Origin of the sequence: Sphaerisporangium sp. NPDC005288 (genome assembly GCF_040607475.1) — a bacterium.
GTDB classification, from domain to species: domain Bacteria; phylum Actinomycetota; class Actinomycetes; order Streptosporangiales; family Streptosporangiaceae; genus Sphaerisporangium; species Sphaerisporangium rhizosphaerae.
The window spans coordinates 139,363-155,074 of sequence record NZ_JBEXGT010000005.1 but is presented as its reverse complement, the minus strand read 5'-3'; the positions used below and the strand labels follow the sequence as shown (position 1 = coordinate 155,074).

The window sequence follows — 15,712 nt, the reverse complement described above, 5'->3', positions numbered from 1 at the left end:
TCGGGGGTGCCGTCAGCGCGCCGCCTGGCTCTTCCCGTGGCGCGTTCGGCGCTGTTGCGATGAGATGTCGTGAAACTTTCATCGCGGGCCGCCGGATGGTGAGCCGCCCGCCTCACCCACTGCCGTCCTTGGGCCGAGCCCGCGTCCGGTTGGTCGCTGGCGAAGGCGGCGGCCACCGGGTTGACTACACGGGTGACCGCATTGCCCGTCCCTGCCGACCTGACCCACCTCGTGGCCGCGACCTGGGTGCTCGACGGCGACACGGTGCCGAGAGGGTTGCCGCATCCCACCGTCGACCTGCTGGTCATGCCCGACGGGGCGTGCCGGCTGGCCGGGCCGGAGACGCGGGTCCGGCAAGGGGCGCTGCCTGAGGGCGGGCCGTTGGTAGGGGTGCGGTTGCGACCGGGGACGGTGACCGGACTGTTCGGGATGGCGGCCGACGAGGTGCCGCTGACCGGGGTGCCGCTCGAGGTCGGGCAGCTTGACGGGGCGGCGACCGAACGGCTCGGCGAGGCGACGGCCGAAGGGCTCGGCGGGTCGGCGAGCGGGCGGCTGGGCGGGTCGGTGAGCGAACGGCTGCGCGGGGCGTTGGCGTTGGTGCGGGCGCGGGCCGGGCGATGCCAGGTGGACGAGCGCGTGCTCATCGTGCTGGCGGCCATGCACGCGGAGCCGGGCGCGCCGGTGGACCGGCATGCCGCCCGAGCGGGGTTGTCCGGGCGGCACCTGCGGCGGCGGTTCGGGGTGGCGGTCGGGCTGCGGCCCAAGTCCTACGTGCGGGTGGTCCGGCTGCACCACGCGCTCGCCGCCGCGCGCGTCGCGGTGGCCAAGGGGGAGCGCCCCGACTGGGCGGACATCGCCGTGCGCAGCGGCTGCTACGACCAGTCACACCTGCTCGCCGAGTTCCGGCACGCCGTGGGGGCGCCGCCGGCCACGTTGCTGCCGGACGTCCGTTTTCTCCAAGCCCCGGCCGGCCGGGGGCCACGACACTCGACGCATGGCTGATGACGCTGTCGGGGAGCTCCTCGACTGGTACCGGGAGACCGCACGGGACGGTACCGCCGGGGACGGGGTGCGTTTCGTCGAACCGCTGGGCGCCTGGGTGGTCCACGGTCACGCCGAGGTGAGGCGGGTTCTCACCGACCACTCGGTGTTCTCCTCCGACGAACTGCGCTACAGCGCCCGGCCCGTGCCGCACCGGGACAATCCGCTTCTCGGCGGCCTGTCCGCGATGGACCCGCCCCGGCACCACGTGCTGCGCCGTCTGGTCGGCCGGGCCTTCACGCCCCGCGCGATCCAGGCGCTCCTGCCCTCGATCGCCGGCACCGCGCGGACGCTGCTGACCGATGTGGACTGCGAGCTCGACGTGATCGGCCGGCTCGGCCACCCGTTGCCGGTGCGCACCATCGCCGCGCTGCTCGGGGTCCGGGCGGACCGGCAGGCCGACTTCGTGCGCTGGAGCGAGGCGATCACCTCCTTCGCCGGCTCGTTCACCGAGGACCCGGCGCGCCGGGCCGCCTTCCGCACCGCACGCGCCAAACTCGGCGAGTACCTGCGGGAGGTGTTCGCCGAGCACCGCGCCCGGCCCCGAGGCGACGTGATCGGCACTCTGCTGGCCGCCGAGCCGGACGGCGGCCGGCTGTCGGAGGAGGAGCTGCTCGACTTCTGCACGCTCCTGCTCGTCAACGGCCACGAGAGCACAAGGACCCTGCTGGTCAACACCGTGCTGTGCCTGGCGGCCCACCCCGGCGCACTGGCCCGGCTGCGCGCCGACCCCGCCCTGGTACCCGGCGCCGTCGAGGAGGTGCTGCGGTTCCTGCCCCCGGTCGGCGGCACCGACCGGTTCACCACCGGCCCGGCCGGCATCGCCGGGCACGCCATCGACACCGGCCGGCGCGTGGTCGCCATGGTCCTGTCGGCCAACCGGGACCCCCGGGTGTTCGCCGAGCCGCACGAGTTCCGGCCCGGCCGGACGCCCAACGAGCACCTTTCCTTCGGCCACGGCGCGCACTTCTGTCTCGGCGCGCACCTGGCCCGGCACCAGGCCGTGATCGCGGTGCGCGCGCTGCTGGACCGCTTTCCCGCACCGTGGTCGGTGAGCCGGATCACGACCGGGCGCACTCCGGTCGGCATCGACGTGCTCGATCTGGCGCTGGCCGCCCCGTAGGGGGAGGCCGGCGCCCGGGCCGGGCCGGTGGCGCGACGCGGGCCGTCGTCAGGTGCGGTCAGGTGCGGTCGGGGGTGGACAGGCCGGTGGCGGCGCGGCTGGTGTCCCAGAGGGCGGCGGCCAGGGTGGGGTCGGTCATGGACCTGCTCGCCGAGGCGAGCGCGCTCTTGGCGAAGAAGCGGCCGGAGTGCTCGACGCCGTCGGGCGTGGTGGCCAGGTGGACGAGCGTGCTCGCGGCCTGCTCGGGCGAGCGGGCGACGCCGGGGACCATCAGCACCGCCTTCATGTAGAGGCTGTCGGGCGCGAACCCCGTCTTGACGACGCCGGGGTGGAAGCAGGTGGCGTTCACTCCCCGCCTGGCGAGTTCGACGGTGAACAGCACGTTGGCCTGCTTGGTGTCGCCGTACTGCAGCCAGGCGGACCACCGCCGGTGCGCGCGGTCGATGTCGCGGGGGTCGAGCCGGCCGGTGCGCGCGGCGGCGGAGGAGGTGGTGACCACCCTGCCGCCGGACGCGGTGATCCGGTCGAGCAGCAGGTTGGTCAGCAGGAACGGCGACAGGTGGTTGACCTGCGCCATCACCTCGTGCCCGTCGCGGGTCGTCCGCCGCTTGGCGGACATGACGCCGGCGTTGTTGGCCAGCACGTCGATGCGCTCGTAGCGGTCCAGCAGGTCGGCGGCCAGGCGGGTGACGTCCTCGAAGGAGGTGAAGTCGGCCACGGCGACATCGGGGCGGCGGCCGGAGACGGCGGCGACGCGGTCGGCGACGGAATCGAGCTTGGCGCGCGAGCGGCCGACGATGACGACATCGTGACCGGCTCTGGCCAGCGCCTCCGCAGCAGCTGCCCCAATACCCGCACTCGCCCCAGTAACGACAGATATCATCTGATCCTCCAGTACGCGCAAACTGTATCGGTGCTAGCCTGCTGTGCGATCTTCCGGAGGTGCATTTCCCCCCAAATGCGGCAGAGCCTCCAAGCGATGCAGGAGTGACCATGAGTTCCCGAAAGCGGTCCATCCGAGTCAAGATTTTCGCGTTGCTGCTTCTGCCGTTGCTATCGCTCAGCGCCCTGTGGGGGTTCGTCCTCAATCTGACCGTCGGTGATGGCATCGCCCTCATGCGGGCGAACACGATCTATCAGAGTGTGGGCGTCACTTCAACAGATCTGGGACTCCAGATTCAGAGTGAACGCGCCCTGTCCGCCGAGGCCCTCAGCGTGCGGCTCGATGACCAGAACAAGCTGGCCGCCCAGCGCCACACCACCGATGTCTCCCTGGAGAAGTTCCGCGCCGCCGCGACGGAGGACGGCGCCCGCGGCGCGCTCACCGACGCGATGAGCAACTCCATCGACTCCCTGATCGACGAGCTGCAGGGCCTGCCGAACATCCGGGCCAACGTCGACACCGCGCAGTCCAACCGCCTGGAGACCATCCAGGCCTACAACCGCGTCATGGACGCGCTGTTCACCGTCTTCACCCGCATGACCTCGGTGCCCGACCTCGCGGTCTTCGAGCAGGCCGCGGCGATGCAGGGCATGGGCATCGTACGCGAGATCATCGCGCGGGAGAACGCGCTGGTCGGCGGGGCCCTGCGCTCCGGGGGGCTGACCCACCCCGAGTTCTCCGCCTTCGCCGAATGGGCCGCCAACCGGCGCTTCCAGCAGGCCAAGAGCATGGCCGCCCTCGACCCCGAGCTGCGCAGGCCCTACGAGGAGGTCGTCGCCTCCTCGACCTACAAGCGCTTCGCCTCCATGGAGCAGGACCTCTTCGGCAGGATCCACACCGGCGGCCCGCTACCGGACACGCTCGGCAAGTGGCAGCCGATCATCGACAACCTCTCCACGACGCTCGACCAGGTCGCCGTCAAGGCGACCCGCGTCCTGGCCGACCGGGCCAAGACCATCGCCACCGGCATCCTGATGCGCATCATCCTGGCCGGCGGCCTCGGTCTGGTGGCGGTCATCGCCTCGATCGTCATCTCGGTGCGATTCGGCCGCCGCCTGGTGCGCGAGCTGGCCGACCTGCGCAACTCCGCCCGCGAACTGGCCGACGTCCGGCTGCCGCGCGTCGTCGACCGGCTGCGCCAGGGCGAGGAGGTCGACGTCGAGACCGAGGCGCCGCCCATCACCGGCGGCGACTCCTCCGAGGTCAGCGACGTGGCGCAGGCGTTCAGCTCGGTGCAGCGCACCGCCGTGGAGGCCGCCGTCCAGCAGGCCGCCCTGCGCCAGGGCGTCAGCCAGGTGTTCCTCAACCTCGCCCGCCGCAAGCAGGGGCTGCTGCACCGCCAGCTCAGGCTGCTGGACACCATGCAACGCCGCACGAACGAGCCGGAGGCGCTGGAGGGCCTGTTCCAGCTCGACCACCTCACCACCCGCATGCGCCGCCACGCCGAGAGCCTGATCATCCTGTCCGGCGCCGCGCCCGGCCGGGCCTGGCGCAAGCCGGTGCCCGTGGTCGACATCGTGCGCGCCGCCGTGGCCGAGGTGGAGGACTACACCCGGGTCAACCTGTATCCCCTGCCGGACGCGCACATCAACGGGGCCGTCGTCGCCGACGTCATCCACCTGATCGCCGAGCTGATCGAGAACGCGACGATGTTCTCGCCGCCGCAGACCACGGTGCAGGTGCGCGGTGACGTGGTCGGCAACGGCTTCGTCGTCGAGATCGAGGACCGCGGCCTCGGCCTGTCCCCGGAGGAGTACAAGGCGGTCAACGAGCGGCTGGCCGAGCCGCCGGAGTTCGACCTGGCCGACAGCGACCGGCTCGGGCTGTTCGTCGTCGGCCAGCTCGCCGCGCGCAACGGCGTCAGCGTGGTGCTGCGCGGCTCCCCCTACGGCGGCACGACGGCCATCGTGCTGGTCCCCAAGCACCTGATGGCCGACCCGTCGGCGGGCGGTTCCGCGGCCCCGGCCGAGACCGGCGCGGGGCACGCCGGCGAGCCGCGGCACGGCCGGACGTCCAGGCCCGTGACCGGGCCCGCCGTCCCCGAGCCCGCGGCCGGCGGATCTCCGTTCTTCACACCCTCGCACGAGCGGTCCGGTGACCCGGCCCCGCCCGCGCTGACCGTGATCCCCGGCATCGCCGACACCGGCCCGATCGCCCTGAACGGCGGCAGGGCCGCGAACGCCGGCGCCCCGCCGGTCCCGGAGGCGGGCGCGCCCTCCGCCGGGATCGCCGGATCGGCCTCTCCTCGCGACGCGTGCGAGGCGTCGTCCCAGGGCGCCGGGGAGGCCTCCCCACGCGACGGGGGCGAGGCGTCCACCCGGCCACCGCGTCCGGGCGCCTCGAACGGCACGCCGTCCTCGCGCACCAGCGCGCCGAACGGCACGCACCGGGGGCTGCCGCGGCGGGTGCGTCAGGCGAACATGGCCCCGCAGCTTCGCGAGAACACCGGCCCGCTGGCCGCGCCGACCCCCCTGCCCGCCCCGACCGGCGAGGCGGGACAGCCGACCGGAGCCCCGGGAGCCGCCGAGCGCTCGCCGGACGAGGCGCGCGCGATGTTCTCCGCCTTCCAGCACGGCGGCCGGCGCGGGCGGCTGGAAGCCGAGCGAGAAGTGCCGGAGAGTTCCGCGACGGGCGAACCCCGGCCCGAAGCGCCCTCGAACAGGGGTGACGTCGCCAACCCCCTGCCCCGGCGGACATCGGGGCCCGGTCGGAGCGCCACCGACCGGCCTGACGAAGGTGACCAAAAGCACGAGCTGCGCAACCATAGTGAGGGTTACGTACAGCAGACGAGTGGCGAGAAGGGTGACGAATGACCGGCAATGTCTCGTCGAACGGCGAACTGAACTGGCTCCTCGACGATCTCATCAGCAGGGTCGCGGCCGTGCGGCAGGCGGTCATCCTCTCGACCGACGGACTGGTCGTCGGCGCGTCCAAGGGGTTCAGCCGGGAGGACGCCGAACACCTGTCGGCCGTGGCGTCGGGCTTCCAGAGCCTCGCCCGCGGCGCGGGCCGTCACTTCGGCGGCGGCGAGGTGCGCCAGACCATCGTCGAGATGGAGTCGGCCTTCCTCTTCGTGACCGCCGCCGGCACCGGGACCTGCCTGGCGGTGCTCAGCAGTTCGGACGCGGACGTGGGCCACATCGCCTACGAGATGGCGATGCTCGTCAAGCGCGTCGGCCAGCACATCTCGACCAACCCCCGGCGGACATTGTCATGAGGACGCGCGGAGAGCAGTGGATCGACGAGGAGGCGGGGCCGATCGTGCGGCCCTACGCCCTCATCCGCGGCCGCACCCGTTCATCGGCCGACGATCTTGACCTGATCGCTATGGTCACGGCGACCGGGTCTCCCTACACTGGCGAGGCCGGTCTGGGCCCGGAGGAGCTCCGCATCCTCGAGCTCACCGACCGGCCGATGTCGGTCGCGGACATCGCCTCCGAGATCGACCTGCCGCTCGGCGTGGTCCGGGTCCTCCTCGGCGATCTCCACGATCACGGCATGATCAGCGTTCGGCCGCCCGCCCACGCGGGACCGCGTCCGAACGAGCGCATTCTCAAGGAAGTGATCAATGGCCTACGAGCACTCTGAGGAGCCCGTCGCCCTCAAGATACTGGTGGCGGGCGGCTTCGGCGTGGGGAAGACCACGCTGGTCGGGGCGATCAGCGAGATCCGCCCCCTGCGCACCGAAGAGGTCCTGTCCGACCGCGGCATCGGCGTCGACGACATCGACGGCGTGGAAGGCAAGACCACCACGACGGTCGCCATGGACTTCGGCCGGATCACCATCCGCGAGGGCCTGGTGGTGTACCTGTTCGGCACCCCCGGGCAGGAGCGGTTCTGGTTCATGTGGGACGAGCTGTCCTACGGCGCGCTCGGCGCGGTCGTCCTGGCCGACACCCGGCGCCTGACCGACTGCTTTCCCTCCATCGACTACTTCGAGCAGCGCGGCACGCCCTTCATCGTCGCGGTGAACTGCTTCGACGAGGCCGAGCAGCACGAGCCGGAGGACGTCCGCATCGCGCTCGACCTGGACCCGGGCATCCCGGTGATCCTGTGCGACGTCCGGCGCCGCGCCTCGGCGAAGGTCGTGCTGGTCACCCTGGTCGAGCACGCCCTTCGCACCCTCACCCCCGCCGCCGGGTAGGAGCCCGCCGCGCGGCGACGGCCGCGCGCCGACCCCGGTGGACGGTTTCCACGCCGCCGCGGACCTTGGCACCGGTTCTCGGTCACAGGGCCTGGACGGTTCTCGGTCGAAGGGTCCCGGACGGTTCCGGTCAGAGGGCCTGGATGCCCTTGATGACCTCCTGGAGGAGGGCCGCCCTGGGGTTGCGGGTGCTCGGCGCCTGCGGGCGGGCCTGGACGGCGCCGCAGGACACCAGATCCGCGAGCAGCAGGCGGACGAGGCCGAGGGGCAGGTCGATGTCGGCGGCGACCTCCACCAGAGGACGGGGCTCCTGGACGAGCCCGAGCAGCCGGTGGTGCTCGGGGCCCAGGTCGGCGCCGGAGGGGGGCGTCCCGGTGGCGGCGAGGTGGGCCAGCAGGTCGAACGCCTCGGCGGGCGGCGGCGTCCGGCCCTTGGCGAGTGCGTACGGCCGCACCACCGGACCGTCGTCGATCACCTCGGGCTCGTCCATCACACGGCGCCTCTCGGGTGGGTGCCGAGGTGCCGGCCGACCCCGGCGACCAGGCGGGCCATCTCGTAGGCGACGACGCCCGCGTCGGCCTGCATCATGCTCAGGACCGCCAGGCAGCTGCCGTTGCCGGCCGAGGTGACGAACAAAAGCGCCGACTCCATCTCCACGATGGTCTGACGGACCGCGCCGCCCTGGAACCGCAGGCTGGCGCCCTTGGCCAGGCTCTGGAAGCCCGCCGCGACGGCCGACAGGTGTTCGGCGTCCTCGCGTTCGAGACTGCTCGACGCGGCCACGCGCAGGCCGTCGTTGGACAGGATGATCGCGTGCCGCACGTCGGTCACCCGGGCCACGAAGTCGTCGAGAAGCCAGTGCAGTTCGGCCGACATCGTCACACCTCCTCACCGTCTGGCCGGTCGCCGGCCCTGCCCCGCCGCCAGCCGAGCTGGAGCGAGTCGAACAACGCTCTGGACTCCTCGGGCGATCGCTCCACGGGCGTCCCCGCGACCGCCGCCGAGCCGCCGTGCTCCTCCCGCGCGTGGCCGTCGCCCCGCTCCGCCTCCCGCGAGTGGCCGTCGCCCCGCTGCTCGTCCCATGCGTGGCCGTTGCCCCGCTGTTCCTCCCGGGGATGGCCGTTGCCCCGCTGCTCCTCCCGCGCGAGGCCGCCGTGGGCCGAGGGCACGGCCGGGTCCGAGTGCCCCTTCCGCGGGCGCAGCTGCGGGGCCAGGCTGGCCTGCCGGGTGCGCCGCGGGAGGGCCCCCTTGCCCGGCGCCGCCGGGCGGGACGCGGGCGGCGGCTGCGGCGCGGGCGCATCGGGCGATCGCGCCGCGCCCGCCCGTTCCGGTGCGTCCTGCCACGGCCGGGCCACCGGGCCGGAGGTCTCCTCCCGCGGCAGGCGCGGTCCGGGGTCCAAGGATCGCGGGCCGGTCGGCTCGGGAGCGCGCTGTGTCAGGGGCGCGGGCGGCTCGGGGGCGTCGTGCGTCAGCGGCGCGGACGGATCGGCGGCCTCCTGGGGCCGGGCCGCCTCCGTCGCGGGGGCGGTTCTGGTGCGGACGGGCAGGCCGGAGGGCGGGCTCGCGGGCCGCTCGTCGAAGAAGGACCTGGCACGCGCGGGAGGCAGGATCGCGGTCCGCGCCGGCGGCGGGGTGGGCCGCACGGGCGTGGCCGCCGGCCGTTCGGGCATCGTGATGAGCCGGTCGGGGAGCAGGATGATCGCGGTCGTGCCCCCGTAGGGCGACGCGCGCAGCTCGACCCGGATGTCGTGGCGGGCGGCGAGCCGGCCGATGACGAACATGCCCAGGCGCTTGGTGTCGGCCGGGTCGAACTCGGCAGGACGCGCCAGCTTCTCGTTCAGCGCGTCGCGCTCCCCGGCCGTCATGCCGAGCCCGCGGTCCTCGATCTCGACGGCGAAGCCCCGCGCCACCATCTCGCCGTTCACCGTGACCTCGGTGTTCGGCGGGGAGAACGAGGTGGCGTTCTCGATCATCTCCGCGCACAGGTGGATGACGTCGGCGACCGCGTTGCCGACGATCATCACCTCGGGCATCGGGTGGACGCGGACCCGCGTGTAGTCCTCGACCTCGCCGACCGCCGCGCGCAGCGCGTCCATCACCGGCACCTCCTGGCGGAAGGTGCGGCCTGGCGAGGCCCCCGACAGGATGACCAGGCCCTCGGCGTGCCGCCGCATGCGGGTGGTGAGGTGGTCGACCCGGAACAGGTCGCGCAGCGTCTCGGGGTCCTCGGCGTGCCGCTGCATGCCGTCCAGGAGCCGGAGCTGCCGCTGGAGCAGCGACTGGCTGCGCCGGGCGAGGTTGCGGAACGCCTCGCCGACGGCGTCGCGGAGCCGGGTCTGCTCGACGGCGGCCCGCACGGCGGTGCACTGGACGCTGCTGAACGCCGCGGTCAGCTCGCGCACCTCGGTGGTGGTGGCGGTGCTGACCAGCGGCGGCACCTCCACGGCGGTGTCGACCTCCTCGCCCGCGCGCAGCCGCTCGACGACGCGCGGCAGGCGCACGGTCGCCAGGTCGGCCGCGGCGGTCCGCAGGTCGCCGAGCTCCCGGGTCAGCCGGCGTCCCACGCGGAAGGCGACCAGGAGCGAGCTGACGACGGCGATGAGCCCGAGCGCGCCCGCGAGGCCGGCCCGCACGAAGGAGGCCATGGCCACCGGCTCGGCGCCGGCGGCGAGCGCGGCGCCCGCGCGGGTGAGCGTGCCCTGGTAGGAGCCCTCCACCCGGTCGGTGATCGTCCGCCAGGTCTTGTGGGAGAAGGTGCGGCCCTCGCCGAGGACGATGTCGTTCTCCAGGGTGGAGAAGCGCCGGTACTCCTCCGAGCGCGCCAGCGCGGCGAACGGCGCGCGCACGGAGGGTTCGAGCTCGGCCATCCCCTGGTCGAACAGGAACCGGCGGGTGGTGGCCAGCGCGGAGAAGGTCCTCAGCTCGCCGGGGTTGAGCGGCCGGTTCTCGATCATCGCGCCGGCGGCGAGCGCCCGCTCGCGCGAGAGGTGGTCCTTGGCGTACGCCATCGCGGTCAGGCTCTGCGACTGGTGGAACAGCTCCAGGCCGCCGGTGAGCGACATGCTGACGACCAGCTTCTGCATGGCGTCGGGCACCAGCGCGTAGTCGCGGGTCAGCGTCACCAGGTCCATGGCCCCGCTGTCCACGGACGCGCGGGTGGCGTCGAGCTTGTCGACCACGGCCATCACGTCGGCGAACCGCGCGCGCATCTCGGACGTGGAGAGCCTGGACTGCGCGGTCTCGGTGAGGGCGAGCCTGCGCATCCGCTGGCGGAGCAGGTCGACCTGCTGGCGCTGGCGCAGCAGCTCGGTCTGGGTCCGTTCCGAGGGGGCGCCGAGGTATTCGGCGGAGAGCAGGTGCTCACGCTGGAGGGCGATCGTCAACTGGTCGCCGGGGTTGCCGATCTCCTCGTACAACGACGACACGGCGAGCAGGTTCAGGGAGTCCCGCGTGGTGACGCTCGTCCCGAAGATCCAGAGTGCGGTCAGCGAGAGGAGCGGGATCACGAGCAAAGCGGAGATCTTGAATCTGATGGACCTGCTCGATGCCATGGCACCTCATCGGTTGGCGGGATGCCGTAAGGGACCGGCAGCCGAGGGTGAAGATCGCCGATGAGGATAGCATTGTGGCGGCTGATTTTCTTGATGCTTCTGTGATATATCGTGAATTAAGCGCTTCTGCGTTTACTGTCGGCTTAACACCGCAGTGGTGTTTCGTGCGCCACTTGTAGCGTTTTCCATGGTCGCAGCCATCGCCATGATCGTGGCGATGCGCGTCCGCGCCGGCAGGGCGACGCGCATCAGTTGCACGGCGGAAAAGGCGAGAACGGCGACTTCGACCGCGAGCAGGGCCCACTCCGCCACACCGATCAGAACCTGGTGCCCGGGAAGGGCCACATAGGTGAGCACGGCGAGCCCGCCGCCCGCGCCCAGCGCGAGCCATTCCAGCGGACGGGCCAGCGCCGCCCACCGCGCGTCCTCGCCGAACCGCCGTGCCATCAGCGCCGCGGCGGCGGCCATGCTGATCAGTGCCAGCGCCATCAGCGCGTCCGCGACCCCCGCGACCGGCACGACGGCCGCGCCCATCAGCGACACCGCCCACGCCAGCAGCAGCCGCTCCGGCCACCCGGCGAGCGGCGCCGCGACGGCGCGCATGCCGGCCAGCAGTCCCAGCGTGGCAAGGCCGACCAGAGCCAGCGCCGGCTCGGTGACGCCACCGGGCTCGAGCGCGGCGGCGCGGCCGATGGTGAGGTCCAGGACGCCCGAAGGGGTGCCGACGCGGCCGGCCGCCATCGTGAGGGACGCGGCCAGCAGCGCCGCGATCGACGCCGCGAGCATGCCCGCTCCGGCGGCCAGGGGGTAAAGCCTTCTCAGCATGGTCCAAGACTGTCCCGGAACGGCCGTCTCGAACATCCGGTGCCGTCCCTGAACGACCCCTGAGGCGATCTCGGGGTCCCTCAGGGTCCTCCCCCGCCTGCCGTGGCCGGTCCCGGGGACGTCCGCCGGTCGCGGGGACGCTCGCCCGCGGTGGGTGCCGGGGCCCGGCGTGCGGGCCCCGGCACCGGGTCAGACGGTGGCGGCCGCCTCCGCGTACCGGGCGCGGACGCCGGGCGCCGGGTCGGCCTCGTAGACCTCCGGCTCGCCCGCCAGCCACGCCGGCGGCTCGGCGGTGCCGCTGAGCAGCCACGCGGCCTGGCGGGCCGCGCCGTCGGCGACGTACTCGCCCGGCTCGGGCACCACGACGGGACGCCCGAAGACCGCGGGCGCGATCTGGCGCACGGCCCGCGACCGGGCGCCCCCGCCGATCAGCAGGATGCGCCGCGGCTCGACGCCGAGCGCGTCCAGCCCGTCGGCCAGCCCGCACAGCATGCCCTCCACGGCGGCCCGCGCGAAGTGCGCCGGCGTGGAGTTGGCCAGCCGCAGCCCGTGCACCGAGCCGGTGGCGTCCGGCTTGTTCGGGGTCCGCTCGCCCTCCAGGTAGGGCACCAGCACCAGCCCGTCCGCGCCGGGGGGCGCCTGCAGGGCGAGATCGCCCAGCTCGTCCAGGCCGACGCCCAGCATCCGCGCCGCCGCGTCGAGCACCCGGGCGGCGTTCAGCGTGCACACCAGGGGCAGGAACCGGCCGGTCGCGTCCGCGAAGCCCGCCACGGCCCCCGAGGGGTCGTGGCTCGGCTCGCCGGCGCAGGCGAAGACCGTCCCCGAGGTGCCGATGGAGACCACCACGTCGCCGGGGCCGAGGCCCACGCCGAGCGCGGCGGCCATGTTGTCGCCGGTGCCCGGCGCGAGCATCACCTCACCGGCCCGGCCGGCCTGCGCCGTGGGGCCCAGCACGCGCGGCACCACGGGGGTGTGGCCCATCGCGAGCTTGAGCAGGTCGGGACGATAGGAGCCCGTGCCGGGCGACCAGTAGCCGGTGCCCGAGGCGTCACCGCGGTCGGTGGTGAGCGCGTTGACGCCCGGCGCGCCGGCCAGCCGCCAGGTGAGCCAGTCGTGCGGCAGGCCCACCGCGGCGGTGCGGGCCGCGTTGTCCGGCTCGTGCTCGGCCAGCCAGCGCAGCTTGGTCACGGTGAAGGAAGCGACCGGGACGCTGCCGACCGCCTCCGCCCATGCCTGCGGCCCGCCGAGCTCGGCCACCAGGTCCTGCGCCGCGCGCGCCGAGCGGGTGTCGTTCCACAGCAGCGCGTCCCGGACCACCTGGCCGTTCTCGTCCAGGCAGACCATGCCGTGCTGCTGGGCGCCCACCGACAGCGCCGCCACGTCCGACAGCCCGCCCGCCTCGGCGAGGGCCCGCTGGAGGGCGTCCCACCAGTGGTCGGGGTGCACCTCGGTGCCGGCGGGGTGAGGGGCCCTGCCCTCGCGGACCAGGGCCCCGGTCTCGGCGTCGCGGATGACGACCTTGCAGCTCTGCGTCGATGAGTCGACTCCCGCGACCAGCGTCATCCCCGCACTCCGAGGAGGTGCTCGAGCGCGAGCTGGTTGAGCCGGGTGAAGTGGAAGCCGCGCTCGGCCGCCTTGTCGATGTCGAAGTCGTCGTTGGCCAGGTTCTCGTAGGTCTCACCCGGAGCGAGGGTCGGCTGGGCCAGCTCGGTGACGCGCGAGTCGGTGAGCGCGGCCTGCACCTCGGGGTCGGCGCGGAAGGCGGCCGCCTTCTCCTTGAGGATGAGGTAGGTGCGCATGTTGGCGGCGGCCGAGACCCACACGTCCTCGGCGTCCTCGGTGCGCAGCGGCTTGTAGTCGAAGTGGCGCGGGCCCTCGTAGCCGCCGTTCTCCAGCAGGTCGACCAGGAAGAAGGCGCTCTTGAGGTCGCCGTGGCCGAAGACGAGGTCCTGGTCGTACTTCGGGCCGTGCTGGCCGTTGAGGTCGATGTGGAAGAGCTTGCCGTGCCAGAGCGCCTGCGCGATGCCGTGCACGAAGTTGAGCCCGGCCATCTGCTCGTGGCCCACCTCGGGGTTGAGGCCGACCATCTCGGGGTGCTCGAGTTCGCCGATCAGCGCGAGCGCGTGACCGATCGTGGGGAGCAGGATGTCGCCGCGCGGCTCGTTGGGCTTGGGCTCCAGCGCGAACCGGATGTCGTACCCCTTGTCGAGCACGTACTGGCACAGGATGTCCAGGCTCTCCTTGTAGCGGTCGAGCGCGGCCCGCACATCCTTGGCGCCGTCGGACTCGGCACCCTCGCGCCCGCCCCAGCAGACGTAGGTCGTCGCGCCCAGCTCGGCGGCGAGGTCGATGTTGCGGATGACCTTGCGGATCGCGTACCGGCGGACGTCGCGGTCGTTGCTGGTGAAGCCGCCGTCCTTGAAGACGGGGTGGGTGAACAGGTTCGTGGTCGCCATGGGAACCTTGAGGCCGGTTTCGCTGAGGGCCTGCTTAAAGTTCTGGATGGCCTTGTCGCGGTCGGGCTCGGTGGCGAGGAGGTCGTCGTCGTGGAACGTCACGCCGTAGGCGCCCAGCTCGGCGAGGCGGTGCACGCTGGTCACCGGGTCGAGCGGGGCTCGGCTGGCGTCGCCGAACGGGTCGCGCGCCTGCCAGCCCACCGTCCACAGGCCGAAGGTGAACTTGTCTTCCTTCTTGGGTGTGTACGCGTCCACGGAGTGTCTCCCGATTTAGTCTATGTTGTGGACTAAATACTCGGCCCGGATCCGCCCGAGGTCAAGAGGGACCGCCGGGCCACTTCACCGGACCACACTGGAGGCTGTGATCGGTACCGGAGAGACCCGTCGATGACCCAGGCCGTACGGCATGACGCGATGCGGGCGAGGAACCTCGCCGTGGTCCTCGGAGCACTGGACCGCCGGGGGCCGTTGACGCGCGCCGCGCTCGCCGAGGCCACCGGCCTGTCCAAGACCACGGTGTCCAAGCTGGTCGCAGACCTGATCGACGCGGGCATGGCCGTGGAGTCCGGCACGGTCGGGGACGGCGAGCGGGGGCGGCCGGGCGTCGCCGTCCGCCTCAGCGGGCACCGCGTGGCCGCCCTCGGCCTGGAGATCAACGTCGACTACCTGGCGGCCTGCGTCGTCGATCTCAGCCGGACGGTGCGGCTGCTCCGTGCACAGGCTGTGGACAACCGCGCCGCCTCTCCCGAGGACGTGATCGTCCGGCTGCGCGCACTGGCCACGTCCGTGCTGGCCGAGGCCGCCGGGCTCGGGCTGTCGGTCGCCGGTGGCATCGTCGCCCTGCCCGGCCCGGTCGACCGGTCGACCGGCAACGTCCACCGCGCGCCCAACCTCGGCTGGCGGCACGTGGCGGTCGCGGGCGCCCTGGGGCTGCCGCTCCCGGTGCTGGTGGAGAACGAGGCCAACCTCGCCGCCCTGGGCGAGCTGTGGTTCGGCTCGGGCGCCGCGCTCGGCGACTTCCTGCACGTCTCCGGCGAGATCGGCATCGGCGCGGGCCTGGTCGTCGACGGGGCGCTGTTCCGGGGCGCGCATGGATACGCGGGCGAGCTCGGCCACGTCGTCGTCTCGCCGGACGGCCCGGAGTGCCGGTGCGGCGGCTCGGGGTGCCTCGAACGGTACGCCGGGCAGGACGCCCTGCTGCCCCCGGGCGAGGAGATGTCCGCGCTGGTCGCCCGGCTGCGGGCCGGCGACCGCGACGCCCTGGCCGCCTGCGAGCGGGCGGGGACGGCCCTCGGCGTCGCGCTCAGCAGCGCGGTCAACCTGCTCGACCCGGACACCATCGTGCTGGGCGGCATCTTCGCTCCGCTGTTCCCGTGGGTGTCGGGGCCGGCGGAGGAGACCTTGCACCAGCGGCTCGGGCAGATGCGCGCCCGCGTTCCCGCGGTGGTCGTGTCGCAGGTCGGCGCCGACGCCGCGCCGCTGGGCGCCGCCGGTCAGGTGCTCCAGCGCATCATCGCCGACCCCGGCGCCTACCTGCTCGCCCCTCATCACTGACGGTCCCATCTATTTGACGGGTCGATAGTTGAATTCTCAACCATGTGCGAGGTATGCTTACTTGAGAGTTCAAGC

The 15,712-nt window shown here is 73.1% G+C and carries 14 protein-coding genes; 7 read left to right on the top strand and 7 right to left on the bottom strand.

The features are described 5' to 3' along the window. Positions 1 to 192: 192 nt before the first annotated feature. Complete coding sequence (locus ABZU32_RS07220; protein ID WP_354918361.1) at positions 193 to 1,002, top strand: helix-turn-helix domain-containing protein; 810 nt, start codon at positions 193 to 195, stop codon at positions 1,000 to 1,002. Further along, positions 995 to 2,164 (top strand): cytochrome P450, encoded by a 1,170-nt coding sequence (locus ABZU32_RS07215; RefSeq protein ID WP_354918358.1) that lies wholly within the window; start codon positions 995 to 997, stop codon positions 2,162 to 2,164. Before ABZU32_RS07220 ends, ABZU32_RS07215 begins: the two co-directional genes overlap by 8 nt. 58 nt (positions 2,165 to 2,222) lie before the next feature. Here the strand turns inward: ABZU32_RS07215 and ABZU32_RS07210 are convergent, their stop codons facing one another. After that, positions 2,223 to 3,047 carry an SDR family NAD(P)-dependent oxidoreductase gene (locus ABZU32_RS07210; RefSeq protein ID WP_354918355.1) on the bottom strand — a complete coding sequence of 275 codons (825 nt, stop codon included), beginning with the start codon at positions 3,045 to 3,047 and terminating at the stop codon, positions 2,223 to 2,225. Between the two features lie 110 nt (positions 3,048 to 3,157). Between ABZU32_RS07210 and ABZU32_RS07205 the strand changes: the two genes are divergently transcribed. The 4 genes from ABZU32_RS07205 to ABZU32_RS07190 are packed head-to-tail and all read left to right on the top strand — an operon-like array spanning position 3,158 to position 7,251. Beyond that, positions 3,158 to 5,920: a nitrate- and nitrite sensing domain-containing protein gene (locus ABZU32_RS07205; RefSeq protein WP_354918352.1), complete on the top strand. Its 2,763-nt coding sequence runs from the start codon at positions 3,158 to 3,160 to the stop codon at positions 5,918 to 5,920. Further along, positions 5,917 to 6,324 carry a roadblock/LC7 domain-containing protein gene (locus tag ABZU32_RS07200; RefSeq protein ID WP_248963046.1) on the top strand — a complete coding sequence of 136 codons (408 nt, stop codon included), beginning with the start codon at positions 5,917 to 5,919 and terminating at the stop codon, positions 6,322 to 6,324. Before ABZU32_RS07205 ends, ABZU32_RS07200 begins: the two co-directional genes overlap by 4 nt. A 44-nt stretch (positions 6,325 to 6,368) precedes the next feature. Next, the gene (locus tag ABZU32_RS07195; protein WP_354842658.1) at positions 6,369 to 6,695 is read left to right on the top strand and encodes a DUF742 domain-containing protein; all 327 of its coding nucleotides are present in this window, start codon (positions 6,369 to 6,371) and stop codon (positions 6,693 to 6,695) included. Beyond that, positions 6,676 to 7,251 carry an ATP/GTP-binding protein gene (locus tag ABZU32_RS07190; RefSeq protein WP_354842661.1) on the top strand — a complete coding sequence of 192 codons (576 nt, stop codon included), beginning with the start codon at positions 6,676 to 6,678 and terminating at the stop codon, positions 7,249 to 7,251. The genes ABZU32_RS07195 and ABZU32_RS07190 overlap by 20 nt, the downstream gene beginning before the upstream one ends. 130 nt (positions 7,252 to 7,381) lie before the next feature. On the opposite strand, the gene ABZU32_RS07185 is transcribed toward ABZU32_RS07190, so the two are convergent. The 6 genes from ABZU32_RS07185 to xylA form a co-directional block, all read right to left on the bottom strand. After that, positions 7,382 to 7,741 (bottom strand): DUF742 domain-containing protein, encoded by a 360-nt coding sequence (locus ABZU32_RS07185; protein ID WP_354842664.1) that lies wholly within the window; start codon positions 7,739 to 7,741, stop codon positions 7,382 to 7,384. Next, positions 7,741 to 8,127, bottom strand: a complete 387-nt coding sequence (locus ABZU32_RS07180) for a roadblock/LC7 domain-containing protein (protein ID WP_354842667.1) — start codon at positions 8,125 to 8,127, stop codon at positions 7,741 to 7,743. Before ABZU32_RS07180 ends, ABZU32_RS07185 begins: the two co-directional genes overlap by 1 nt. Before the next feature lie 2 nt (positions 8,128 to 8,129). Beyond that, on the bottom strand, positions 8,130 to 10,802 hold the full coding sequence (locus tag ABZU32_RS07175; RefSeq protein ID WP_354918349.1) for a nitrate- and nitrite sensing domain-containing protein: 2,673 nt from the start codon (positions 10,800 to 10,802) through the stop codon (positions 8,130 to 8,132). Positions 10,803 to 10,934: 132 nt separating this feature from the next. Then, positions 10,935 to 11,663: a DUF998 domain-containing protein gene (locus ABZU32_RS07170; RefSeq protein WP_354918346.1), complete on the bottom strand. Its 729-nt coding sequence runs from the start codon at positions 11,661 to 11,663 to the stop codon at positions 10,935 to 10,937. A gap of 153 nt (positions 11,664 to 11,816) precedes the next feature. Beyond that, on the bottom strand, positions 11,817 to 13,190 hold the full coding sequence (gene xylB / locus ABZU32_RS07165; RefSeq protein WP_354918344.1) for a xylulokinase: 1,374 nt from the start codon (positions 13,188 to 13,190) through the stop codon (positions 11,817 to 11,819). Beyond that, entirely contained in the window at positions 13,187 to 14,338 is a 1,152-nt protein-coding gene (xylA, locus tag ABZU32_RS07160) for a xylose isomerase (protein ID WP_354918341.1), read from the bottom strand. The genes xylB and xylA overlap by 4 nt, the downstream gene beginning before the upstream one ends. A gap of 132 nt (positions 14,339 to 14,470) precedes the next feature. On the opposite strand from xylA, the gene ABZU32_RS07155 reads away from it, so the two are divergent. Beyond that, entirely contained in the window at positions 14,471 to 15,637 is a 1,167-nt protein-coding gene (locus ABZU32_RS07155) for an ROK family transcriptional regulator (protein ID WP_354918338.1), read from the top strand. The last annotated feature ends 75 nt before the right edge of the window (positions 15,638 to 15,712 follow it).